Here is a 22,215-nt window from a genome sequence, read left to right on the forward strand (position 1 = left end):
GAGGTTTCTATGAAGTTTAAAGATTGGCTGAATGACTTAAAATATGAAGTATTACAGGGGAGTCTTGACGAGGAAGTGGATGAAATCGTCTACGACTCCAGAAAAGCCAGAGAAGGTGCTGTATTTGTATGTATGAAGGGAACGAAGGTGGATTCCCATGAATTTATCCCGGCAGTGGCGAAAGCCGGGAGTAAGGTTTTCGTAGTTGAGGAAAGGGTTCCCCTTCCTCAGGGCGTAACTGCAATCTATGTACATAATGCAAGAGAGGCTCTTGCCCTTCTTTCCGCAGCCAGATTTGGTTATCCGGCAGAAAAGATGGTGACCATCGGTGTTACTGGCACCAAGGGAAAAACCACTACCACCCATATGATTAAGGCGGTTTTAGAAGCCTGCGGAAAAAAAGTCGGCATGATCGGCACCACCGGCATTGTCATCGGTGAGACCGTAACTCCTACCAAGAATACAACACCGGAATCCTATGAACTTCATGAGGCATTTAAAAGCATGGTGAAAGCTGGATGCCAATACATGGTAATGGAAGTATCCTCCCAGGCTTACAAAATGCACCGGGTGGCAGGCATTACCTTTGATTACGGCCTGTTCACCAACATTTCTCCCGATCACATTGGACCGGATGAACATGCAGATTTTGAAGAGTATCTGTTCTACAAATCAAGAATTTTCCACACCTGTAAAAAGGGTATTATGAATCAGGATGATGCTCATTTTGAGGAAGTGACAAAAGATGCCGCATGTGAGCTCTACTCCTTTTCCATGGATAGGGAAGGGACGGACTTTAAAGCGGAAAATATCCATTTTGTATCCCAGCCTGATTTCGTGGGAATCGAATTCGATGTAAAGGGACGATATAACCTTTCGGTTCGTGTCAATATACCAGGACGCTTCAATGTGGCCAATGCTCTGGCAGCCGTCAGCGTTTTAAGCTTCCTTGATCTTCCAAAGGACAGAATCTGCCATGGACTGGAACATTTAAGTGTAAACGGCCGTATGGAAATCGTTCACACCTCGGATAAATGTACCGTCATTGTGGATTACGCTCATAATGCTATCAGCATGGAAAGCCTTCTTTCCACACTGAGAGATTATCATCCAAAGCGCCTTGTCTGTGTGTTTGGCTGTGGAGGAAACCGGGCCAAAGACCGCCGTTACTCCATGGGGGACAGCGCCGGCCGTCTGGCGGATTTTACAATTATTACCGCCGATAATTCCAGGTTTGAAAAGACAGAAGATATTATTGCGGATATTCGGGGCAGCATTGTAAAAACCGGCGGTGAATTTATTGAAATCCCGGACCGCAGAGAAGCCATCCGTTACAGTATGGAACATGCTAAACCAGGTGATATGATTGCCATTATAGGCAAAGGCCACGAGGATTACCAGGAGATGAATGGGGTACGTCACCATTTTTCCGACCGGGAAGAGGTTTTAGAGGCAGCAAAAGATCTAAACTTATAAAATACTCAAAAGTGAAACATACATGCCGGAAGCTGTGATTTGGGGCTTTCGGCTTTTCCACGGCAGATGGGAGGTTTGTGCGCCAGAGGCGTACAGGAAACGGAGGAAGTAATGGTAAACATGACGGTAAATGAAGTTATAAAAGCAACAGGAGGCAAACTGCTTTGCGGCCATCCTGATACAGTATTAGAACACTTAAGCATAGATTCCCGAAGTGAGAAGGAGCGCTCCCTGTTTGTTCCATTAATCGGAGAAAAGGTGGATGCCCACCGGTTTATTGACCAGGCATTTTCAAATGGAGCAGCCGCTGTACTGACCAGTGAACACGATTCCATGAATTCTGAAAAGCCATGGATCCGGGTGGAGGATACAAAAAACGCCCTTCAGGCAATTGGACGCTTTTACAGAGAACGTCTTACCATACCTCTGGTAGGAATCACTGGAAGCGTTGGAAAGACAACGACCAGAGAAATGGTAGCATGTGCTCTTTCTGCTGGCTTTAAGGTTTTTAAGACCCCTGGGAACCATAACAGTCAGGTGGGAGTTCCCATCACGCTTTCTGAAATCACTCCAGAAGATGAAATTGGAGTTATTGAACTTGGTATGAGCGAACCTGGAGAATTAACAGTCATTGCTAGGCTTGCAAGCATTCAGATGGCAGTCATTACAAATATTGGAGTCACCCACATAGAGCAGCTTGGTTCCAGGGAAAATATTTATAAAGAAAAGCTTACCATACAGGATGGACTGATGGAAGGCGGAATTCTGTTCTTAAATGGGGATGATGACATTTTAAAAGACACAAAAGCAAAAGAAGGATGTAAAACCATTTACTACGGGACTGGAGCTAATGCAGATTACCGGGCAGAAGATGTACATCTGGAAGAAGGTTTTCCAGCATTTACAGCCGTTTTTGAAGATCAGAGGGTTCCGGTAAAACTGTCTGTCATGGGAAGCCACAATGTTTTAAATGCCATGGTATCCCTTGCAGTTGCATCTGAGCGCGGCATCCCATTGGAAGCGGCTGCAAAGAAACTTTGTGAATTTACCGGCTTTAAGAACCGCCAGCAGATTTATGAATCCAATGGTATGACAATTATAGATGATACCTATAATGCCAGCCCTGTCTCCATGAAAGCCGGTCTTGAGGTATTAAATTCTCTTACAAAGGTAAAACGACGGATTGCTGTATTAGCTGACATGAAAGAGCTTGGAGAAGATGCTCCAAAATACCATTATGAAATTGGGGAGTATATCACAGAACATCCCATTTTTGAAGTAGTGACCCTTGGAGAGCTGGCAGGTGAAATTGCAAGGGCGGTAAGAGAACAGTCTAAAGAAATACAGGTAAAAGAATTTATGGAGCAGGAAGCTCTTGTTACATATTTAAGAGGAGAGTTAAAAGAAGGAGACGGAGTTCTCTTTAAAGGCTCAAACAGTATGAAACTCAGTCAGGTGGCCGATCAGTTCCATCTGGTTTAATCCTTTGATATACAGATAGAAACAGGTGAAGGAATGACAGAACAATATGCCCGTATTATCATAGATATTTCCCATGAAAAAGTAGACAGAACCTTTGATTACCGGATACCCGAAAGGCTATCCGAAGAAGTGTCTGTGGGATCCTTGGTCCTCATACCTTTTGGGAAGGGAAATGCCATGCGCAAAGGGTATGTGGTTGGCATTACCCCACATGCAGACTATGACAAGGATAAGATTAAAGAAATAGCAGGGATTGTAACAGACAGTGTTACGGCAGAATCCCTGCTTATTTCCCTTGCCTGGTGGTTAAAGGAACAGTATGGTTCCACCATGAATCAGGCTTTAAAAACCGTACTTCCGGTAAAGCAGAAGATAAAACCAAAGGAAAAAAAGATCCTCCGCTGTCTTCTTAAGCCGGAAGAATTAAAAAAGGCATTGGAAGAAGCGGAGCGAAAGAATTATAAAGCCAGATTCAGGCTTTTTCAGGCATTCATGGAAAGTCCCATGATTCCATATGAGATTGCAGTCAACCAGATGAACCTATCCTCCGCCACGTTAAAGCCGGTGATAGAAAAAGGTCTGATTACTCTTGAATCCGAAGAAGTATACCGAAATCCCATCACGTTAAAGAAAAGCCATGCCCAGCACGTTTTGTTAAACCAGGAACAGCAGACCATTGTGGATGCGTTTCAAAGAGATTATTCTGAGAATATAAGAAAAACATATCTCATACATGGCGTTACAGGAAGCGGTAAAACAGAAGTCTATATGGAGCTCATTGACCGGGTGATTCAGGAGGGAAAACAGGTAATTGTCCTGATTCCTGAAATCGCCCTTACCTATCAGACCGTCATGCGGTTTTACGGTCGATTTGGAAGCCGGGTATCTATCATCAATTCCAGGCTGTCTGCCGGGGAACGGTACGATCAGTTTGAACGGGCCAGAAATGGGGATATTGATATCATGATAGGCCCAAGATCCGCTCTTTTCACCCCATTTTCCCGCTTGGGACTGATTCTTATAGACGAGGAGCACGAAGGGGCCTATAAAAGCGAGGTAGTCCCCAGATACCATGCCAGAGAAGTGGCAGAAAAAAGAGCCTCCATGCAGAATGCTTCCCTGGTCTTAGGTTCTGCGACGCCTTCCTTAGAAGCCTATACCAAAGCTTTAAGAGGGGAATACAGCCTCTTTTTACTGACAGAACGGGCAAAAAAAGACAGCCGTATGGCCAATGTATGGGTAGCAGATCTGCGACAGGAATTAAAGGAAGGAAATAAGACCATTTTCAGCAGGCCTTTAAAAGAAAAGATGGAAGAGCGTCTGGCGAAAAAAGAACAGATCATGCTGTTTATCAACCGGAGAGGCTATGCGAACTTTGTTTCCTGTAGGTCCTGTGGAGATGCCATACGATGTCCCCACTGTGATGTGACTCTGACCCTTCATAATAACCGCAGCCTGGTCTGCCATTACTGTGGTCACACCATTCCCATGCCAAATGAATGTCCATCCTGCGGTTCTCCTTACATTGCCAATTTTGGAGTAGGGACCCAGAAAATCGAGCAGATGACAAAAAAAATGTTTCCATCTGCCAGGATTCTTCGTATGGATCTGGATACAACGAAGAAAAAGGGAGGCCATGAGGAAATCCTCACTGCCTTTTCAGAGGGAGAAGCAGATATTCTTATTGGTACACAGATGATAGTAAAGGGGCATGATTTTCCAAACGTAACGCTGGTAGGAGTTCTGGCTGCTGATCTATCCTTGTATACCCCAGACTACCGAGGCGCAGAACGTACCTTTCAGCTCTTGACCCAGGCGGCCGGAAGAGCTGGCAGAGATGAGAAGCCTGGAGATGTGGTAATCCAGACCTACAGTCCCGAGCACTATGCCATTACAACGGCTGCCAGCCAGGATTATCCGGCCTTCTATGAACAGGAAATGGTATTTCGCCGTATGATGAAATATCCTCCTGCAAATGTTCTTTTGACCATTCAGTTTTCTTCCAAAAATGAGGAGGCTCTGATATCAGCTTCAGAGGCGGTGGCAGCTTATGTTACCCCTTTGGCAGAGAAGGAAATGGTACAGACAATTGGCCCTTCAGAGGCTTCTGTATACAAAATTAATGATATTTATAGAAAAATTTTATACTTGAAACACGTAAACTATGATATACTAATAAAAATCAGAGATCAGATTGACGGTTTTTCTGAAAACCGACCGGATCTGTTTGACCTGGTCCTGATACAATATGATTTTTCATAAATGAGAGGATAAGAGAAGATGGCGATTAGAAAGATTAGAACCATTGGAGATGAAATTTTAAGAAAACACTGTAAGCCGGTGAAGGAAATTACACCGCGAATCATAGAACTGGTAGAAGATATGTTTGAAACAATGTATGAAGCCAATGGCGTAGGCCTTGCTGCTCCCCAGGTTGGTGTTTTAAAGCAGATCGTTGTAATTGACGTAGATGACGGCAATCAGTACGTGCTCATCAATCCGGAGATTATAGAAACCGACGGAAGCCAGACAGGACCGGAAGGCTGCCTTAGCGTTCCTGGAAAGTCCGGTACCGTAACAAGACCAAACCATGTAAAAGTAAGAGCCTATGATATTGAGATGAAACAGTTTGAACTGGAAGGCGAGGAGCTTTTAGCCCGTGCCATCTGCCATGAATGCGACCACTTAAATGGAGATCTTTACGTGGATAAGGTGGAAGGTGAGTTAGAGGATGTTACAGATCTTCCGGAAGACATGGAAATCATGGATATGGAGGAAGAGGAGTAAATATGCGTATTGTTTTTATGGGAACGCCTGAATTTTCCGTGCCTGCTCTAAAGGCACTGGTAGAGGCTGGACATGATGTGGTTGGGGTGGTGACCCAGCCGGATAAATCAAAAGGCAGAGGAAAAGAAATACAGATGCCGCCAGTAAAAGAACAGGCTTTGGAATACGGAATTCCTGTTTACCAGCCTGTTAAGGCCAGAGATCCTGAATTTGTTAAGGTCCTGGCTGATTTAGCCCCAGATACCATGGTTGTTGCAGCATTTGGCCAGATTCTTCCAAAAAGCATTCTGGATATTCCGAAATACGGCTGTATTTGTATCCATGCTTCCCTTCTTCCGAAATACAGGGGAGCAGCACCCATACAGTATGCAGTCATTCATGGAGAAAAGGAAAGTGGAATCACCACTATGCTTATGGCAGAGGGGATTGATACGGGAGATATGCTGGATCAGGAGGCGGTTTCCTTAGATTCAAAAGAAACTGGTGGAAGTCTCCACGATAAGCTGAGCCAGGTTGGAGCTGCCCTCATTTTAAAAACATTAAAAAAACTGGAAGATCAAACCGCAGTCAGAACCCCTCAGGACGATTCAAACTCCAACTATGTCGGCATGATAAAAAAGTCCATGGGTGATATTGACTGGTCCATGGAGGCTGTCAGCATAGAACGGCTCATCCGGGGACTGAATCCATGGCCCAGCGCCTATACAGTCTGGAATGGAAAAACAATAAAAATCTGGGATGCTGAAGTTGTGGACAAAGAGTACGAAGGCCCCTGCGGTCAGGTGGTGGAAACCGGTAAGGATTGTCTCGTTGTAAAGACGGGAAAAGGCGGCTTATCCATCAAAGAGCTTCAGATGCAGGGGAAAAAACGTATGGACATCGGCGCATTTCTGCGGGGATATCCGATTGTGGAAGGCACTGTTTTTGAAAGGAGTGTTTGATTATGTTTTACGGAGGAATGATGGGATATTATTATGATCCTACCTTGATATTTGTAATCATTGGCGCTTTATTATCCCTGGTTGCTTCAGCCAGAGTAAACAGCACATACAATAAATATTCAAAAGTTAGAAGCATGTCAGGGATGACTGGTGCAGAAGCTGCCAAGAGGCTTTTAAATTCTCAGGGAATTTACGATGTCCAGGTACGCCCTGTAAGCGGTCAGCTGACGGATCATTACGATCCAAGATCAAAGACCGTGAATCTATCTGATTCCGTCTATGATTCCACGTCAGTTGCTGCCATCGGTGTTGCTGCCCACGAGTGCGGTCATGCCATGCAGGACAACACAGGATATGTTCCCTTGAAGCTTCGTGGGGCCATTGTTCCGGTAGCCAATATCGGCTCTCAGGCGGCTTTCCCGATTATACTTTTAGGCTTTTTCATCGGGGGCGTGGGTTCCCCGTTAGTTAACATAGGATTGATTCTTTTTTCTGTAGCAGTCCTTTTCCAGCTGGTCACACTACCAGTGGAATTTAATGCTTCAAGCAGAGCCATTCACCTTCTTGGTGAAGTAGGCATTTTGGGAAGTGAAGAACTTGGACATACCAGAAAAGTTCTGGGAGCGGCGGCACTCACCTATGTAGCTGCTCTTGCTGCAACTGTGCTGCAGCTTGCAAGACTTGTATTTTTATTTGGAGGAAGAAGGCAGGATGACTAAAGAAACAGACAGCAGGGAGATTGCCCTTGATATCCTCATGGAGATACTGGAAAAATCAGGATACAGCCATATCATTCTGCGTCAGGCATTAAATAAATATCAATATCTGGACAAATCGGAGCGGGCCTTTATTTCAAGGTTAGTAGAAGGAACCTTGGAATATCTGCTCCAGATTGATTATGTCATAGACTCTTTTTCCAGTACAAAGATAAAAAAGATGAAACCTGTCATCCGTACCATATTGAGGATGTCGGTCTATCAGCTTTTATACATGGACCGGGTACCGGATTCCGCTGTTTGCAACGAAGCCGTTAAGCTTTCTGTAAAAAGAAAGTTTACCGGCTTAAAAGGCTTTGTAAACGGAGTTCTCCGCAATATTTCAAGAAACAAGGAAACCCTTTCCTGCCCCAATGCTTCCGTACGTTATTCCATGCCTGAGTGGATCGTATCCATGTGGGAGAAGGAATACGGAAGGGAAACTGCAGTTGCAATGATGGAATCGTTTTTAAAGAACAAAAAGACCACGGTTCGTTGCAATTATGCCAATGCTGCCAGAGAAGAGATACTAAAAAGCTTACAGAAACAGGAGGTAATCGTAGCAGAATCCGGACTTTCTGATGCAGTTCTTTATCTGGAGAAATACGATTATTTAGACAGCCTGGAGGCGTTTAAAAAGGGATGGATTCAGGTACAGGATTTAAGCTCCGTTTTTGTAGGGGAAGCAGCGGATCCTAAGAAGGATGATTATGTCATCGATGTTTGCGGAGCCCCGGGTGGCAAAAGCATTCATATCGCAGATAAGCTAAATGGAACTGGACTGGTTGAAGTCCGTGACTTAACTGCTTATAAAGTGGACTTAATACAGCAGAACATCGACAGATGCGGATTTAAAAACATACGCACTAAGGTTCAGGATGCATTAATTCTGGATCAGGAATCCATAGAGAAGGCAGATATTGTGATTGCAGACCTGCCTTGTTCCGGACTTGGAATCATCGGTAGAAAACCGGATATCAAATACCGGTTAAAGCCAGAGGACCTAAAAGAGCTGGCTTCTCTCCAAAGAGAGATTCTCTCCGTTGTCCAGTCCTATGTAAAGCCAGGTGGGAAGCTGGTTTTCAGTACATGTACCGTTAATAAACAGGAGAATGAAGAAAATGCCCTCTGGTTCTTAAAGGAGTTCCCGTTTGATCCTTTGGATCTTACCGGGAAGCTTGGAGACGGGATTTCTTCTGAGACCTTAAAGCAAGGATATATACAGTTATTGCCGGGAATCCATCCTTGTGACGGATTTTTCCTTTCGGCATTTGTAAAAAGGTAAAAAGAATGGAAAAAACAGATATAAAATCTATGGATTTGGAGAAGCTCACTTCATTTGTGGCATCATTAGGAGAAAAACCATTTCGGGCAAAGCAGTTATATGAATGGATGCATAAAAAGCTGGCTTCTGATTACGATGAAATGACCAACCTTCCCAAATCTCTGAAAGAAAAATTGCTGCAGTCAGCAGCATTTACATCCCTTGTGGTCGTAGATGAAAAAATTTCACAAATAGACGGAACAAGAAAATACTTATTCAGCCTTTCCGATGGAAACATCATTGAAAGCGTTCTGATGAAATACAATCATGGAAATTCTGTCTGCATTTCTTCTCAGGTGGGCTGCCGCATGGGCTGCCGTTTTTGTGCGTCCACCCTTGACGGACTGGAACGAAATTTAACCGCCTCAGAAATGCTGGACCAGATCTACCGGATTCAAAAGCTGACAGGGGAGAGAGTTTCTAATGTAGTTGTCATGGGGTCTGGCGAGCCTATGGATAATTATGACAATCTCATTGACTTTATCCGCCTTCTCACGGATGAGAACGGTCTTAACATCAGTCAGCGAAACATTACAGTATCAACGTGTGGCATCGTTCCCGGAATCAAAAAGCTGGCGAATGAGGACCTTCAGATCACACTTGCCCTTTCCCTTCATGCACCCAATGATGAAGTGAGAAAAACGCTGATGCCAATAGCAAAACGATATTCTCTTTCAGAAGTATTGCCTGCGTGCCAGGAGTACTTTGAAAAGACAGGAAGAAGGCTTACCTTTGAATACAGTCTGGTAAGCGGCGTGAATGATAATCTAAAAGAAGCGAAGGCACTTGCTGATCTTTTAAAAGGAATCAATGGCCACGTAAACCTGATTCCAGTCAACCCCATAAAAGAACGGGATTACGTGCAATCAGACCGGAAGGCCATACTGGATTTTAAAAATTATCTTGAAAAAAACGGAATTAATGTTACTATAAGAAGAGAAATGGGACGGGATATCAACGGTGCCTGTGGACAGCTTAGAAAGAGTTTTATCAGTAAGGAATAATGCGGAAGGGAGAACGAAGCGATGAAGGCTTGCGCTATGACCGATATTGGAAGAGTTCGAAATGCCAATCAGGATTATGTCTTTGCTTCAGCCGAATCTGTGGGCAGCCTGCCCAACCTTTTTCTGGTTGCAGACGGCATGGGCGGTCATAAGGCTGGGGATTATGCGTCCAGATATATATCAGAACATCTGGTGGAGCATATAAAACAGGCCGAAGACTCTGAAATTATACCCCTTCTGCGAGAGGGAATCGAAAAAGTCAATCAGATGCTCTACCAGGAGTCGAGAGACAAAGCGGAATTAAACGGCATGGGCACAACACTGGTAGCTGCTGTGATTGAAGATTCCTCCATGTATGTGGCAAATGTAGGGGACAGCAGGCTTTATCTGATCCGGAATCAGTTAAAGCAGATTACAAAAGACCACTCCTACGTAGAAGAGCTTGTTTCCCTGGGACAGATGGAACGGGGAAGCAGGGATTACCGTGAAAAAAAGAACATTATAACGAGAGCGGTTGGTACGGAAGAAAAGCTTGAGATCGATTTTTTTGAGGTCAGCCTTGAGCCGGGAGATTATGTACTTATGTGTTCTGACGGACTCAGCAATATGCTTGAGGACGCTGAGATGGAAGAAATTATCTGTTCAGAGCTGGAACTGGGGGAGAAGGCAGAGAAATTGATAACAGTCGCCAATGATAACGGAGGAAAGGACAATATTGCAGTCGTTCTCATAAATCCGGAAATTGGCAGGGAGGAAAGCTTATGATTCTAAGACCTGGCACATTTTTACAGGACAGATACGAGATACTGGAACAAATCGGTTCCGGCGGTATGTCATATGTGTATAAGGCCCTGTGCCATAAATTAAACCGCCTTGTTGCCATAAAAATATTAAAAGAAGAATTCAGTTCAGACGGTAGCTTTGTCAGTAAATTCAAGATGGAAGCACAGGCGGCAGCCCGCCTTTCTCATCCCAACATTGTGAATATATATGATGTCGTCGATGAGGACAATCTCCATTATATTGTGATGGAACTGATCGAAGGAATCACGTTAAAAAATTATATATCAAAAAAGGGCTGTCTTGATGTAAAAGAAGCCATTGGTGTTGCCGTACAGGTTGCTCAGGGTATAGCTGCGGCTCACGAACAAGGCATCATTCATAGAGATATTAAGCCTCAGAATATCATTATAGCCAGAGATGGCAAGGTAAAGGTTGCGGATTTTGGCATTGCCAGGGCAGCCTCATCTCAGACCCTCAGCGCGACTGCGGTAGGATCGGTTCATTACATATCCCCAGAGCAGGCCAGAGGCGGATACAGTGATGTCAGAAGCGATGTATATTCACTGGGTATTACCATGTATGAGATGGTGGCTGGACGGGTACCATTCCAGGGAGAGAATACGGTTACCGTAGCCCTGGCTCATTTAGAGACCCCAATTACACCTCCAAGCTATTATAACGAAGACATCCCGGTAGGACTTGAAAATATCATTCTCAAATGTACAGAGAAAAAGCCGGAATACCGTTATGGAAGCATGCAGGAGGTAGTGGCTGATCTACGCCATGCTCTGGTGGATCCCAATGGAGATTTTGTTCAGCAAAATCCCCAGATTGATGATTCCCAGACCGTGATCATAGGAAAACCGGAGCTGGAGCAGATTCGTTCCGGCAGAAAGGTTTCTCAGGACGCCCCCTCTGCCCCACATGGAATGCGGGATAAGGATCAGAGAAGGGAACGACGCCCCGAAAGAGGGGAGAATCCCAAACAGACAGCAGCAAGAACCAAAAAAGAGGATTCCGGCGAGGATATAAATCCTAAGATTGAAAAACTTCTTACTGCGGCAGGTATTTTGGTTGCAGTTATTATAGTAATTGTATTGGTGGTTGTATTTGCAAAGGTAGGCGGTCTTTTCCGTTCCGGTTCCTCTAAATCACAGGAATTAACGGCAACGGAATCAACAGAAGAGACTTTAAGCGAGAAGAGTGTTAAGATGCCAAGTGTACTGGGACTGACAACGGAACTTGCAGAGCAAAAGTTAAAAGAAAACGGCGGTCTCTATATGAAGACCAGCGATTACGTATACTCTGATACTGTTGCAGAAGGTGATATTGTTTCCCAGGATCCGTCTTCCGGCACTGTGGTTGACAAATATTCAGCGGTTTATGTGGTCGTGAGTAAAGGCCCGGAACATGTAAAGATAGATTTGACCAACTTAGGGCTTGAAAAAATGGAGGCTGCATCAGCAAAGACTCTGTTAGAAGAGAAGAAGCTGGTGGTTAAGATTGAGCAAAAAAACAGTGAAAGCATCCAGAATGGCTATGTCATAAGCTATAGCCCAACGGAGGCCAAGGAAGGCGATACCGTAACCATCACTGCAAGCAGCGGACCTGCTCTTACAAATCCGGTAACGGTACCAAACCTTGCCGGGCAATCAAAGGAGCTGGCGGCAGAGCTTTTGGCTGATGTAGGACTGACAGAGGGATCGGTGTCAGAGGCGGTCTCAGAGACAGTCCCTAAGGGAATGGTAATCAGCCAGTCAGCAGCGGCTGGCAGTCAGGTAGAGTCAGGCTCAGCGGTTAACCTTGTAATAAGCAGTGGAACGGCACAGCAGGCAAAATACAAATATCTTGCTTCCATTGACAAATCCTATTCTCTCCAAAATATTATCGGACCGGGTTCAGGAAGTACTCAGCTGACTTTAAAGATTCAGCTGAGACAGAATGTTAATGGAAGAGATGAGGTTCGGGATCTTATGGCACCAGTCACCTTAACAGGAGACCAGATGCTTCCGGTTTCATTTAAAAATTTAGAAGGAGCTTATGGTGTGACAAGCGGAACGGTAGAAATTGTGAATGTGGAAACTGGAGAGGTAATCAATTCCTATTCCATCACATTCGTTCCGGTTCCCCAATCGTAAGGAATTGTATATGACAGGAAAAATATTGAAAGGAATCGCAGGATTTTACTACGTACAAGCAGCGGATGGAAAGCTTTATGAATGCAGGGCGAAAGGAATTTTCCGAAATAAGAACGTAAAACCTCTGGTTGGAGATGATGTTGATATTTCTGTTCTGGATGAAACAGAGCTGAAAGGAAATATCGATAAGATTCTCCCTAGGAAAAATGCCCTCATTCGTCCCTCTGTTGCCAATGTGGATCAGGCGCTGGTGCTGTTTTCCGTTACCCAGCCTGAGCCGAATTTAAATCTTCTGGACCGCTTTCTGGTTATGATGGAGGTTCAGGAGGTTCCTGTCAATATCTGCTTTAATAAAATTGATCTTACAGGCGATGAAAGGCAAATGGAGCTGGCCGCTATTTATGAGAAAGCAGGCTATCCGGTGTATTTTACCAGCACCTGTGAGAAACAGGGTATCAGGGAGATTAAAGATCTGGTTCAGGGGAAGACCACAGTGTTAGCAGGTCCTTCTGGCGTGGGAAAATCCACGCTGACCAATCTGTTATATCCTAAGGCAGAGATGGAGACAGGTACCATCAGCGAAAAGATACAAAGAGGAAAGCATACCACCAGACATTCGGAATTATTTGGAATTGGCCGGGATACCTATATGATGGACACCCCTGGCTTTAGTTCCATGTACATCGAAGATATGGAGTGCGGCTGCCTGAAAGATTATTTTCCGGAGTTTGAGGCTTATGAAGAGAATTGTAAGTTTCTTGGCTGTGTCCACATCGGAGAAAAGGTCTGCGGCGTAAAAGATGCCGTATCAGAAGGAAAAATCAGCCAGAATCGCTATGATAATTACAGGCTGTTATATCAGGAACTGAAAGAGAAAAGGAGATACTAACGATGTTAAAACTTGCCCCCTCTATATTAGCTGCGGATTTCAAAAATCTTGGACAGCAGGTAATTGATGTGTCTTTGGCAGGAGCACAGTATATTCATCTGGATGTAATGGATGGGGCATTTGTACCCAGTATATCATTTGGAATGCCAGTAATAAGCAGTTTAAGAAGCTGTACAGACCGGGTTTTTGATGTTCATATGATGGTAGAGGATCCAGGACGCTATATCAGCGATATAAGGGCTGCGGGTGCAGATTTAATCTGTGTCCACGCGGAAGCTTGTACACATCTGGACCGTACGGTCAATCAGATTAAGGAGGCTGGCCTAAAGGTGGGAGTTGCCCTTAATCCGGCTACTCCGTTATCCGTACTTGACTGTATCCTTCCTGAGCTCGATATGGTTCTCATCATGTCAGTTAATCCAGGCTTTGGGGGACAAAAATTCATTCCTTATACTCTTACTAAGATCCGGAATTTAAGAAACCTCTGTAAGGAACGGGGACTTGATACAGATATACAGGTGGACGGTGGCGTTACCTGTGATAATGTGAGGGAACTGATAGATGCTGGTGCTAATGTTTTTGTTGCAGGCTCAGCCGTTTTTAAGGGAGATGCCGCAGCAAACACCAGAGACTTTTTGAAAATATTCGAGGAATATGAAGGGTGAAAGAAGAAATTACAGGATTGATCGTTACTGGAGGCCCGATTGACCATGGCTTTGCCCGGGAATTTATTAAGGGCAGAACCTTTGATAAAATCATTGCTGTAGACAGGGGCTTAAATGCTGTTTTACATCTGGAGCTGATACCAGATGCCATTGTAGGAGATTTTGATTCCGCAGATGAACAGGTCTTAAATGAATTTAAAAGCAGGTCCCTTCCTGCTGACTGGGAGATTCACAAGCCGGAAAAAGATGAAACGGATACAGAGCTGGCAATCCATACAGCACTCCGCCTTGGCTGTACCAGGCTTATTCTCCTTGGGGCAACTGGCGGCCGCTTAGATCACTTCCTGGGGAACCTTCATTTGCTTTATTTCGCTTTAGAAAAAGGGATAGATGCAGCTATCGTAGACGAAAAGAACTGGATCACTGTCACGAAGCATGGCCGCACGTTTGAAGGGGATAAGATTTATGGAAAATATATTTCTTTTCTGCCCTTGAGTGAAAAGGTCACAGGCATTACCCTAACCGGTTTTAAGTATCCCCTCTACAAAAAAGACATTACCATCGGAACCAGCCTCTGTATCAGCAACGAACTGACGGGACCTGTTGGAAGGATGGAATTTGATTCCGGGATACTGGTGTGTGTGGAATCTCATGACTAAGGAATCTATTATGGTATACATGGGGCTGATATTCCATGGCCTGCCTGACATACAGACTTTATAAACGCGTCTTGACCAGTCTCATTACACTCTTAGATTCTGGTTCAAGGCGTTTTTTTGTATTCTGTAAAACTTACTTACATTTAAATTGGAATCATAAAACGTTGCAGTCTGTCTAGTACGATAAATCGTAAAAATTACAGAAAAAGAACATGAGTGGTATGGTTTAAAATATCAAAACTGGATATTTATATCACTCCACTTGCATGCTAAGATAGGGAGCAACAGAAGCAGCAAGGGAGGAATTGAAATGAACAGAGCCAATACCAGAATACATAAGGTAGCGCTTACCGGTCTGTTTGCAGCCATGTCTTACGTTGTATTTACATTTCTGCAATTTAAAATCACGCTTCCGGGAGGGGATGCCACGTCTATTCATCTTGGAAATGCAGTATGTGTATTAGGTGCTCTTATCCTTGGCGGTCTTTACGGAGGCCTTGGCGGGGCTATTGGAATGACCATAGGAGATCTTTTTGATCCTGTCTACGTTATCTACGCACCAAAAACATTTATATTAAAATTATGCATCGGACTCATTACCGGCTTTCTGGCACATAAAGTTGGTAAGATTGGTGAGACTTCTGATAGAAAACATATCTTCATGTGGACAGTCATCGCGGCCGTGGGAGGTCTGTTATTCAATGTTATTTTTGACCCTTTGGTTGGTTATTACTATAAACTCCTCATTCTTGGAAAGCCTGCCGCAGAGGTGTCTCTGGTCTATAATATAGCCGCAACCTCCATTAACGCAATGACTTCGACCATTGTATCCGTAGCAGTTTATATGCCGCTTCGCACTGCCCTGGCAAAATCAGGGTTATTATCAAAACTCAAATAGGAGCTATTTATGACACCAGAAAAACATCAGAAAAAGATTGCTGTGATAAACGATTTATCCGGATACGGCCGCTGTTCTCTGACGGTGGTCATTCCCATACTTTCCGCTTTAAAGATACAGTGCTGTCCGGTACCAACCTCCATTTTATCCAATCACACCGGGTTTCCGACTTATTTTTTTGATGACTATACAGAAAAGATGCCCATGTACATCGAGGAATGGAAGAAACTTCACTTGACCTTTGACGGAATATACAGCGGATTTCTTGGCTCAGAAGCCCAGATTCAGATCGTCATTGATATGATAAAGGAATTTGGAACAAAGGAAGGCAGAGTAATTATTGACCCTATTATGGGGGATCACGGAAAAGCGTACCAGACCTATACCCCCCAGATGTGCAGCCGGATGAAAGAGCTTGTGGGATACGGCAATATCGTTACTCCCAATCTGACAGAGGCATGTATCCTCACTGGAAGAGAATATCAAAAAGAAGGCTTTCGCCGAAACGAGCTGATTCAGATGGCGGAAGAAATCAGAGAATTAGGACCTGATGCCGTTGTGATTACGGGTGTAAAGGAAGGCAGCTTCGTGACGAATGTGGTTCTGGAAGCGGATGGAACCCACCATTTTATAAGAACCCGGCATGTGGGAAATGAAAGGCCTGGAACGGGAGATGTTTTCTCCAGTATTATAGCCGCCTATGCTGTTCATGGAGCTTCATTAAGAGATGGCGTCAGAAAAGCGGCAGATTTTGTGAAAGAATGTATTTTGAAGTCAGACGAATTAAATGTTCCGGTTGAAAACGGAGTTTGTTTCGAAGAACTCCTTTCTTTGCTCATTCGACACAGATAATGAGATGAAATAAGGGGATTTTTAGGAAAAGGGGCTTTTCTTTGCCCTTTTTTTGTAGTATAATCAACGGCAGATTATTATGTGGATCTGTTTCCGCAAAGAATATTGAAAAGAAACCAGGAGGAATACCATGTTAGATTTAAAGTTTGTAAGAGAAAATCCTGAAATTGTAAAGGAAAATATGAAAAAGAAGTTTCAGGACAGCAAGCTGCCATTAGTGGATGAGGTCATCGAACTGGATGAGCAAAACCGGTCAGCGAAGCAGGAAGGGGATGCTTTAAGAGCAGAACGAAACAAACTTTCCAAACAGATTGGTGCCTTAATGGGACAGGGCAAGAAAGAGGAAGCAGAAGAGCTTAAGAAAAAAGTAACGGATGCTTCGGAGCATCTGGCATCTCTGGAAGAAAAGGAACGTGATTTTGAGGAAAAAATCAAAAAAATCATGATGACCATTCCTAACATCATCGATCCAAGTGTACCAATTGGAAAGGATGACAGTGAGAACGTAGAAGTTCAGCGTTACGGCGAGCCAGTCGTTCCTGAATTTGAAATTCCTTACCATACTGACATTATGGAACGCTTTGACGGCATTGACCTTGACAGTGCAAGAAAAGTAGCAGGAAACGGTTTTTATTATTTAATGGGTGACATTGCAAGACTTCATTCCTCTGTTATTTCTTATGCAAGAGACTTTATGATTAACCGTGGATTTACCTACTGTGTTCCTCCTTTCATGATCCGCAGTGAGGTAGTAACTGGTGTTATGAGCTTTGCTGAGATGGATGCCATGATGTACAAGATTGAAGGCGAAGACTTATATCTCATTGGTACCAGCGAGCATTCTATGATTGGTAAATTTATTGATACCATTCTCCCGGAGGCAAAGCTTCCTCAGACACTTACCAGCTATTCTCCCTGCTTCCGTAAAGAAAAAGGAGCTCACGGTCTGGAAGAAAGAGGCGTATACCGAATCCACCAGTTCGAAAAGCAGGAGATGATCGTAGTCTGCAAGCCGGAAGAAAGCATGGATTGGTATGAGAAATTGTGGCAGAATACCGTTGACTTATTCCGTACCCTTGATATTCCGGTAAGAACCTTAGAGTGCTGCTCTGGCGATCTTGCCGATTTAAAGGTAAAATCTGTGGATGTGGAAGCCTGGTCCCCAAGACAGAAGAAATACTTTGAGGTAGGAAGCTGCTCTAACTTAGGAGATGCTCAGGCAAGAAGACTGAAAATCAGAGTCTCTGCTGAAGATGGAAACAAGTATTTTGCTCATACCTTAAACAATACAGTTGCAGCTCCTCCAAGAATGCTGATCGCATTTTTAGAGAACAATTTACAGGCTGATGGAAGTGTAAGAATTCCGGAAGCGTTACAGCCATATATGGGCGGTAACAAAGTGATTATGCCAAAATAATAGCCAAGTTACAGGGTTGTTGCAGAATGCTGATGAGAAAAATCAGAGCTTCATTTTGCAGCAGCCCTTATTAAAAAAGGAGGATCAATCATATGATTAAATTCAACCATTTTAACTTCAATGTATTAGATTTGGAAAAAAGCTTAAAATTTTACAAAGAGGCACTGGATCTTACCCCGGTGAGGGAAAAAACCGCAGGAGATGGTTCCTTTAAGCTTGTATTTCTGGGAGATGGTAAAAGTGATTTCACCCTGGAGCTTACTTATCTGACAGAACGGAAGGAACCTTACAATTTAGGAGAATGTGAATTCCATCTTGCCTTTCATGTGGATGAATACGAGGAGCTCTATAAAAAGCATAAGGAAATGGGAATCATTTGCTTTGAAAATCCCGGCATGGGAATCTATTTTATCAGTGATCCTGATGGTTACTGGATTGAGATCGTTCCTGCCAGATAAGGAGATTGTCTGTGTATATTGATGTAAACGAAGTCACACTGTATTATGAGGTTTCAGGAAGGGGGCCAGCCATTGTACTGGTTCATGGCAATGCTCAGGATCATCGTATCTTTCGGGAAACAGCCAATAAGCTAAGTCAGGATTATACCGTCTATCTTTTAGATTCAAGGTGCCATGGAAAAAGCAGCCGGGTGGAAACACTTGGTTATGAGGAGATGGCAGCGGATGTGGCGGAGTTTGCCAGGAAGCTGAATCTTAAAAATCCATATTTTTGCGGCTACAGTGACGGAGGAATTGTGGGGCTTTTACTTGGAATCCGGTATCCCGGCCTTTTTAAAAAGCTGATCCTATGCGGAGCCAATTCAGATCCCCGGGGAATGAAACGCTTGTGGCTTAAGCTGTTTGCATTGACAGAAAAGCTGACCTTTGATCACAGGAGGCGCATGATTCAGACAGAGCCCCGGATCACAGCAAAAGAGCTTGGGAAAATTTCCGTACCAACTATGATTCTTGCCGGGCAATGGGATATGATAAAAGAATCCCATACCCGGTATCTTGCGAAAAAGATCCGTCACAGTTTTTTGAGGATACTTCCCAGGGAAGGCCATGGAAGCTATATCGTCCACAGTGAGAAGCTTTACTATATTATAAAGAAATTTTTGGCATCTCCTCTTCGGCAGTAAATTATCGTTGTGCCTGATGACAGGGTGTAAAGAAAAAACACTTGACACTTGCCGAAAATTATTGTATGATATCACAGGTGATGATATGGAAAAGATTGCAAGACAGGGACTTCTGTATGATTTCTATGGAGCGCTTTTGACGGAGCATCAAAGACATATCTATGAAGATGTGGTATTTTATGATCTGTCTTTAAGTGAGATTGCAGAAGAACAGGGAATCAGCCGCCAGGGGGTACATGACCTCATTAAGCGGTGCAATAAGATTCTGGAAGGTTACGAAGAAAAGCTTCATCTGGTAGATAAGTTTGAACGCACAAAAAAACTGGCAAGAGAAATCCAGAGCCTGACCAAAGAATTCTCTGAGAAAAGAGACATGGAACTGATCCATCGCATCAAAGAGATATCGGGCGAAATCATTGAGCTGGAAGCTCATTAGGAGGGCGTTAGATGGCTTTTGAGAGCTTATCCGATAAATTACAAAATGTATTTAAAAATTTAAGAGGCAAAGGACGTTTGTCTGAAGCCGACGTAAAAACAGCCCTTAAAGAGGTTAAGATGGCTTTACTCGAAGCCGACGTAAGCTTTAAGGTTGTAAAACAGTTTATCAGCGCTGTGCAGGAGCGGGCCATTGGACAAGATGTCCAGAACAGTCTGACTCCGGGACAGATGGTAATAAAGATTGTAAACGAAGAATTGATCAACTTAATGGGTTCTGAAACCACGGAGATCCAGTTAAAGCCGGCCAGTGATATGACCGTAATTTTAATGGCTGGTCTTCAGGGTGCCGGTAAAACCACGACAACTGCTAAAATTGCCGGTAAGCTAAAGGCAAAAGGCAGAAAACCTGTTCTCGTTGCTTGTGACGTATATCGTCCGGCTGCGATTAAGCAGCTGCAGATCAACGGAGAAAAGCAGGGTGTGCCGGTATTCTCCATGGGTGAAAACCATAAGCCTGTTGATATCGCTAAAGCAGCCATTGCATCAGCATCCAAGAATGACCAGAATGTAGTAATTCTTGATACGGCTGGACGTCTTCATATTGATGAAGACATGATGAATGAGCTGATTGAAATCAAAGAGGCCATTGAGGTAGATCAGACGATTCTTGTGGTCGATGCCATGACTGGACAGGACGCAGTGAATGTTGCTGGAATGTTCAATGATAAGATTGGGATTGATGGTGTTATTGTCACTAAGCTTGATGGTGATACCAGAGGCGGAGCAGCCCTTTCCATCCGTGCCGTAACCGGTAAGCCGGTGCTTTATGTAGGTATGGGAGAGAAGCTTTCGGATTTGGAACAGTTTTACCCCGACCGTATGGCGTCAAGAATCCTTGGTATGGGAGATATTCTTTCTCTCATTGAAAAGGCAGAAAGCCAGGTGGATGAAGAAAAGGCAAAAGAGTTGTCCCAGAAGATCCGGAAAGCAGAGTTTGATTACAACGACTTTTTAGATCAGATGAGCCAGATCAAGAATATGGGCGGCATGGCCAGTATTATGAGCATGATGCCTGGTATGGGACAATTAAAAGACGTTGATTTTGACGAAAAAGCCATGGACCGCGTGGAAGCGATTATTCTTTCCATGACGACCAAGGAACGGACCACCCCTGAACTCATGAAGAATGCTTCCAGAAAGCAGCGAGTGGCAAAGGGTGCCGGAGTGGATATCAGTGAGGTAAACCGAATCGTCAAACAGTTTGACCAGATGAAGAAGATGATGAAGCAGCTTCCGGGAATGATGGGCGGCGGCAAGCGTCATGGAGGCGGATTACTTGGTAAACTGAAATTACCGTTTTAATATTACTTAGAAGTTAGCAAGGCAGATTCCTGCGTTCGCTATATATAGCTTTAAAATATAGATTTAAGGAGGTGAATTTCAAAATGGCAGTAAAGATGAGATTAAAAAGAATGGGTCAGAAAAAGGCTCCTTTTTATAGAATTGTAGTTGCAGATTCCAGATCTCCCAGAGATGGTAGATTTATCGAAGAAATTGGTTACTATGATCCTACCACAGAACCAAGCGTAATCAAGTTTGACGAAGAGAACGCTAAAAAGTGGTTGGCAACAGGTGCTCAGCCAACAGAAGTTGTAAGCAAGCTTTTAAAGATCGCCGGTATCCAGTAGTGAGAGGTGAAGCATATGAAAGAATTAGTAGAAGTAATTGCAAGAGCACTGGTTGATAATCCTGATCAGGTTGCTGTTACTGAGACTGTAAAGGATGATGAAATTGTCCTTGAGCTTACGGTTGCACCTTCCGATATGGGTAAGGTTATTGGCAAACAGGGTAGAATTGCAAAAGCGATTCGTTCTGTCATAAAAGCAGCAGCTTCCAAAGAAGACAAAAAGGTTACTGTAGAAATACAGTAATCATAAAAGACCGCCGACCTGTCGGGAAGACGGTCTTCTTTTGTTCTTTTAAAGAAGCATTTTAATTTCTTGAAATGAGCCGGGTAGCTATATCCGGTTTCTTTTGTATGATTTGGAGAGACAGATGGAAAATTTGTTGAGAGTCGGTGTAATTTCTTCTACCCACGGAGTAAAGGGAGAAGTAAAGGTTTTTCCAACCACAGATGACCCCGCCCGTTTTAAATCCTTAAAAAAGGTAATGTTAGATACAGGACGGGAACACATGGATCTGGAAATACAGGGTGTTAAGTTTTTTAAGAATATGGTCATCCTTAAATTCAAAGGGTTTGATTCCATTGATGAAATCGAAAAATATAAGGGCAAAGATCTGCTGATATGGAGAGACCAGGCGGTAAAACTTGGTCCGGATGAGAATTTTATCATTGATCTCATTGGACTGCGCGTGGTTACTGAGGATGGAGCAGAATTTGGTACTTTGACTGATGTGATAAAAACAGGAGCCAATGATGTCTATGAAGTAAGAACCGGGGAAGGGAAAGACGTCCTGCTTCCTGCAATCAAGGAATGTGTTCTTGGGGTGGATTTAGAAGAAGGAATTATTACGGTCCACATCATGGACGGCCTTCTGGATTAAA

23 protein-coding genes are annotated in these 22,215 nt (G+C 43.8%); all 23 read left to right on the plus strand.

Features of this window, described 5'->3' with window-relative positions:
• The first annotated feature begins 9 nt into the window (after positions 1 to 9).
• The 23 genes from OW255_RS10320 (at position 10) to rimM (ending at position 22,214) form a co-directional block, all read left to right on the plus strand.
• Positions 10 to 1,476 carry a UDP-N-acetylmuramoyl-L-alanyl-D-glutamate--2,6-diaminopimelate ligase gene (locus OW255_RS10320; protein WP_268116529.1) on the plus strand — a complete coding sequence of 489 codons (1,467 nt, stop codon included), beginning with the start codon at positions 10 to 12 and terminating at the stop codon, positions 1,474 to 1,476.
• A 111-nt stretch (positions 1,477 to 1,587) separates the two neighbouring features.
• The gene (locus OW255_RS10325; protein WP_268116530.1) at positions 1,588 to 2,958 is read left to right on the plus strand and encodes a UDP-N-acetylmuramoyl-tripeptide--D-alanyl-D-alanine ligase; all 1,371 of its coding nucleotides are present in this window, start codon (positions 1,588 to 1,590) and stop codon (positions 2,956 to 2,958) included.
• Positions 2,959 to 2,991: 33 nt separating this feature from the next.
• Positions 2,992 to 5,220, plus strand: coding sequence for a replication restart helicase PriA (gene priA / locus OW255_RS10330; protein ID WP_268116531.1), 2,229 nt, complete (start codon positions 2,992 to 2,994; stop codon positions 5,218 to 5,220).
• An 18-nt stretch (positions 5,221 to 5,238) separates the two neighbouring features.
• On the plus strand, positions 5,239 to 5,745 hold the full coding sequence (gene def / locus OW255_RS10335) for a peptide deformylase (protein ID WP_024835994.1): 507 nt from the start codon (positions 5,239 to 5,241) through the stop codon (positions 5,743 to 5,745).
• A 2-nt stretch (positions 5,746 to 5,747) separates the two neighbouring features.
• Positions 5,748 to 6,686, plus strand: a complete 939-nt coding sequence (gene fmt, locus OW255_RS10340; protein ID WP_268116532.1) for a methionyl-tRNA formyltransferase — start codon at positions 5,748 to 5,750, stop codon at positions 6,684 to 6,686.
• A gap of 2 nt (positions 6,687 to 6,688) precedes the next feature.
• Positions 6,689 to 7,405: a zinc metallopeptidase gene (locus OW255_RS10345; protein ID WP_268116533.1), complete on the plus strand. Its 717-nt coding sequence runs from the start codon at positions 6,689 to 6,691 to the stop codon at positions 7,403 to 7,405.
• Complete coding sequence (gene rsmB, locus OW255_RS10350) at positions 7,398 to 8,726, plus strand: 16S rRNA (cytosine(967)-C(5))-methyltransferase RsmB (RefSeq protein ID WP_268116534.1); 1,329 nt, start codon at positions 7,398 to 7,400, stop codon at positions 8,724 to 8,726. Before OW255_RS10345 ends, rsmB begins: the two co-directional genes overlap by 8 nt.
• 5 nt (positions 8,727 to 8,731) lie before the next feature.
• Positions 8,732 to 9,769 carry a dual-specificity RNA methyltransferase RlmN gene (gene rlmN / locus OW255_RS10355; protein WP_268116535.1) on the plus strand — a complete coding sequence of 346 codons (1,038 nt, stop codon included), beginning with the start codon at positions 8,732 to 8,734 and terminating at the stop codon, positions 9,767 to 9,769.
• A gap of 21 nt (positions 9,770 to 9,790) precedes the next feature.
• Entirely contained in the window at positions 9,791 to 10,534 is a 744-nt protein-coding gene (locus tag OW255_RS10360) for a Stp1/IreP family PP2C-type Ser/Thr phosphatase (RefSeq protein ID WP_268116536.1), read from the plus strand.
• Entirely contained in the window at positions 10,531 to 12,690 is a 2,160-nt protein-coding gene (gene pknB / locus OW255_RS10365) for a Stk1 family PASTA domain-containing Ser/Thr kinase (protein ID WP_268116537.1), read from the plus strand. Before OW255_RS10360 ends, pknB begins: the two co-directional genes overlap by 4 nt.
• Before the next feature lie 10 nt (positions 12,691 to 12,700).
• On the plus strand, positions 12,701 to 13,579 hold the full coding sequence (gene rsgA / locus OW255_RS10370; RefSeq protein WP_024835987.1) for a ribosome small subunit-dependent GTPase A: 879 nt from the start codon (positions 12,701 to 12,703) through the stop codon (positions 13,577 to 13,579).
• Positions 13,580 to 13,581: 2 nt separating this feature from the next.
• A complete protein-coding gene (gene rpe / locus OW255_RS10375) occupies positions 13,582 to 14,244 on the plus strand; it encodes a ribulose-phosphate 3-epimerase (protein WP_024835986.1) in 663 nt (220 codons plus the stop codon).
• Complete coding sequence (locus tag OW255_RS10380) at positions 14,241 to 14,903, plus strand: thiamine diphosphokinase (RefSeq protein WP_268116538.1); 663 nt, start codon at positions 14,241 to 14,243, stop codon at positions 14,901 to 14,903. Before rpe ends, OW255_RS10380 begins: the two co-directional genes overlap by 4 nt.
• Positions 14,904 to 15,213: 310 nt before the next feature.
• Positions 15,214 to 15,801, plus strand: coding sequence for an ECF transporter S component (locus OW255_RS10385; protein ID WP_268116539.1), 588 nt, complete (start codon positions 15,214 to 15,216; stop codon positions 15,799 to 15,801).
• 9 nt (positions 15,802 to 15,810) lie between these two features.
• Positions 15,811 to 16,653: a pyridoxamine kinase gene (locus OW255_RS10390; RefSeq protein WP_268116540.1), complete on the plus strand. Its 843-nt coding sequence runs from the start codon at positions 15,811 to 15,813 to the stop codon at positions 16,651 to 16,653.
• A 130-nt stretch (positions 16,654 to 16,783) separates the two neighbouring features.
• On the plus strand, positions 16,784 to 18,070 hold the full coding sequence (gene serS / locus OW255_RS10395) for a serine--tRNA ligase (RefSeq protein WP_268116541.1): 1,287 nt from the start codon (positions 16,784 to 16,786) through the stop codon (positions 18,068 to 18,070).
• A 92-nt stretch (positions 18,071 to 18,162) separates the two neighbouring features.
• Positions 18,163 to 18,528: a VOC family protein gene (locus tag OW255_RS10400; RefSeq protein ID WP_024835981.1), complete on the plus strand. Its 366-nt coding sequence runs from the start codon at positions 18,163 to 18,165 to the stop codon at positions 18,526 to 18,528.
• Positions 18,529 to 18,539: 11 nt separating this feature from the next.
• Positions 18,540 to 19,211, plus strand: coding sequence for an alpha/beta fold hydrolase (locus tag OW255_RS10405; RefSeq protein WP_268116542.1), 672 nt, complete (start codon positions 18,540 to 18,542; stop codon positions 19,209 to 19,211).
• Positions 19,212 to 19,296: 85 nt separating this feature from the next.
• Positions 19,297 to 19,647: a YlxM family DNA-binding protein gene (gene ylxM, locus OW255_RS10410; RefSeq protein WP_024835979.1), complete on the plus strand. Its 351-nt coding sequence runs from the start codon at positions 19,297 to 19,299 to the stop codon at positions 19,645 to 19,647.
• Between the two features lie 11 nt (positions 19,648 to 19,658).
• Positions 19,659 to 21,011, plus strand: a complete 1,353-nt coding sequence (gene ffh / locus OW255_RS10415; RefSeq protein WP_268116543.1) for a signal recognition particle protein — start codon at positions 19,659 to 19,661, stop codon at positions 21,009 to 21,011.
• A gap of 83 nt (positions 21,012 to 21,094) precedes the next feature.
• Entirely contained in the window at positions 21,095 to 21,337 is a 243-nt protein-coding gene (rpsP, locus tag OW255_RS10420) for a 30S ribosomal protein S16 (RefSeq protein WP_024835977.1), read from the plus strand.
• 15 nt (positions 21,338 to 21,352) lie between these two features.
• Positions 21,353 to 21,580 carry a KH domain-containing protein gene (locus OW255_RS10425; protein ID WP_024835976.1) on the plus strand — a complete coding sequence of 76 codons (228 nt, stop codon included), beginning with the start codon at positions 21,353 to 21,355 and terminating at the stop codon, positions 21,578 to 21,580.
• A gap of 124 nt (positions 21,581 to 21,704) precedes the next feature.
• Positions 21,705 to 22,214, plus strand: a complete 510-nt coding sequence (gene rimM / locus OW255_RS10430; protein WP_268116544.1) for a ribosome maturation factor RimM — start codon at positions 21,705 to 21,707, stop codon at positions 22,212 to 22,214.
• Position 22,215: the final 1 nt, after the last annotated feature.

This window comes from Lacrimispora xylanolytica (assembly GCF_026723765.1).
GTDB lineage: Bacteria > Bacillota > Clostridia > Lachnospirales > Lachnospiraceae > Lacrimispora > Lacrimispora xylanolytica.

What these genes read in the sequence shown, in the direction of transcription:
- OW255_RS10390 (WP_268116540.1), top strand. Translation starts at nt 15,811, where the DNA reads ATGACACCAGAAAAACATCAGAAAAAGATTGCTGTGATAAACGATTTA.
- serS (WP_268116541.1), top strand. Translation starts at nt 16,784, where the DNA reads ATGTTAGATTTAAAGTTTGTAAGAGAAAATCCTGAAATTGTAAAGGAA.
- rsgA (WP_024835987.1), top strand. Translation starts at nt 12,701, where the DNA reads ATGACAGGAAAAATATTGAAAGGAATCGCAGGATTTTACTACGTACAA.
- OW255_RS10345 (WP_268116533.1), top strand. Translation starts at nt 6,689, where the DNA reads ATGTTTTACGGAGGAATGATGGGATATTATTATGATCCTACCTTGATA.
- OW255_RS10320 (WP_268116529.1), top strand. Translation starts at nt 10, where the DNA reads ATGAAGTTTAAAGATTGGCTGAATGACTTAAAATATGAAGTATTACAG.
- def (WP_024835994.1), top strand. Translation starts at nt 5,239, where the DNA reads ATGGCGATTAGAAAGATTAGAACCATTGGAGATGAAATTTTAAGAAAA.
- rimM (WP_268116544.1), top strand. Translation starts at nt 21,705, where the DNA reads ATGGAAAATTTGTTGAGAGTCGGTGTAATTTCTTCTACCCACGGAGTA.
- OW255_RS10385 (WP_268116539.1), top strand. Translation starts at nt 15,214, where the DNA reads ATGAACAGAGCCAATACCAGAATACATAAGGTAGCGCTTACCGGTCTG.
- ffh (WP_268116543.1), top strand. Translation starts at nt 19,659, where the DNA reads ATGGCTTTTGAGAGCTTATCCGATAAATTACAAAATGTATTTAAAAAT.
- fmt (WP_268116532.1), top strand. Translation starts at nt 5,748, where the DNA reads ATGCGTATTGTTTTTATGGGAACGCCTGAATTTTCCGTGCCTGCTCTA.
- pknB (WP_268116537.1), top strand. Translation starts at nt 10,531, where the DNA reads ATGATTCTAAGACCTGGCACATTTTTACAGGACAGATACGAGATACTG.
- rlmN (WP_268116535.1), top strand. Translation starts at nt 8,732, where the DNA reads ATGGAAAAAACAGATATAAAATCTATGGATTTGGAGAAGCTCACTTCA.
- priA (WP_268116531.1), top strand. Translation starts at nt 2,992, where the DNA reads ATGACAGAACAATATGCCCGTATTATCATAGATATTTCCCATGAAAAA.
- ylxM (WP_024835979.1), top strand. Translation starts at nt 19,297, where the DNA reads ATGGAAAAGATTGCAAGACAGGGACTTCTGTATGATTTCTATGGAGCG.
- rpsP (WP_024835977.1), top strand. Translation starts at nt 21,095, where the DNA reads ATGGCAGTAAAGATGAGATTAAAAAGAATGGGTCAGAAAAAGGCTCCT.
- rsmB (WP_268116534.1), top strand. Translation starts at nt 7,398, where the DNA reads ATGACTAAAGAAACAGACAGCAGGGAGATTGCCCTTGATATCCTCATG.
- OW255_RS10360 (WP_268116536.1), top strand. Translation starts at nt 9,791, where the DNA reads ATGAAGGCTTGCGCTATGACCGATATTGGAAGAGTTCGAAATGCCAAT.
- rpe (WP_024835986.1), top strand. Translation starts at nt 13,582, where the DNA reads ATGTTAAAACTTGCCCCCTCTATATTAGCTGCGGATTTCAAAAATCTT.
- OW255_RS10400 (WP_024835981.1), top strand. Translation starts at nt 18,163, where the DNA reads ATGATTAAATTCAACCATTTTAACTTCAATGTATTAGATTTGGAAAAA.
- OW255_RS10325 (WP_268116530.1), top strand. Translation starts at nt 1,588, where the DNA reads ATGGTAAACATGACGGTAAATGAAGTTATAAAAGCAACAGGAGGCAAA.
- OW255_RS10425 (WP_024835976.1), top strand. Translation starts at nt 21,353, where the DNA reads ATGAAAGAATTAGTAGAAGTAATTGCAAGAGCACTGGTTGATAATCCT.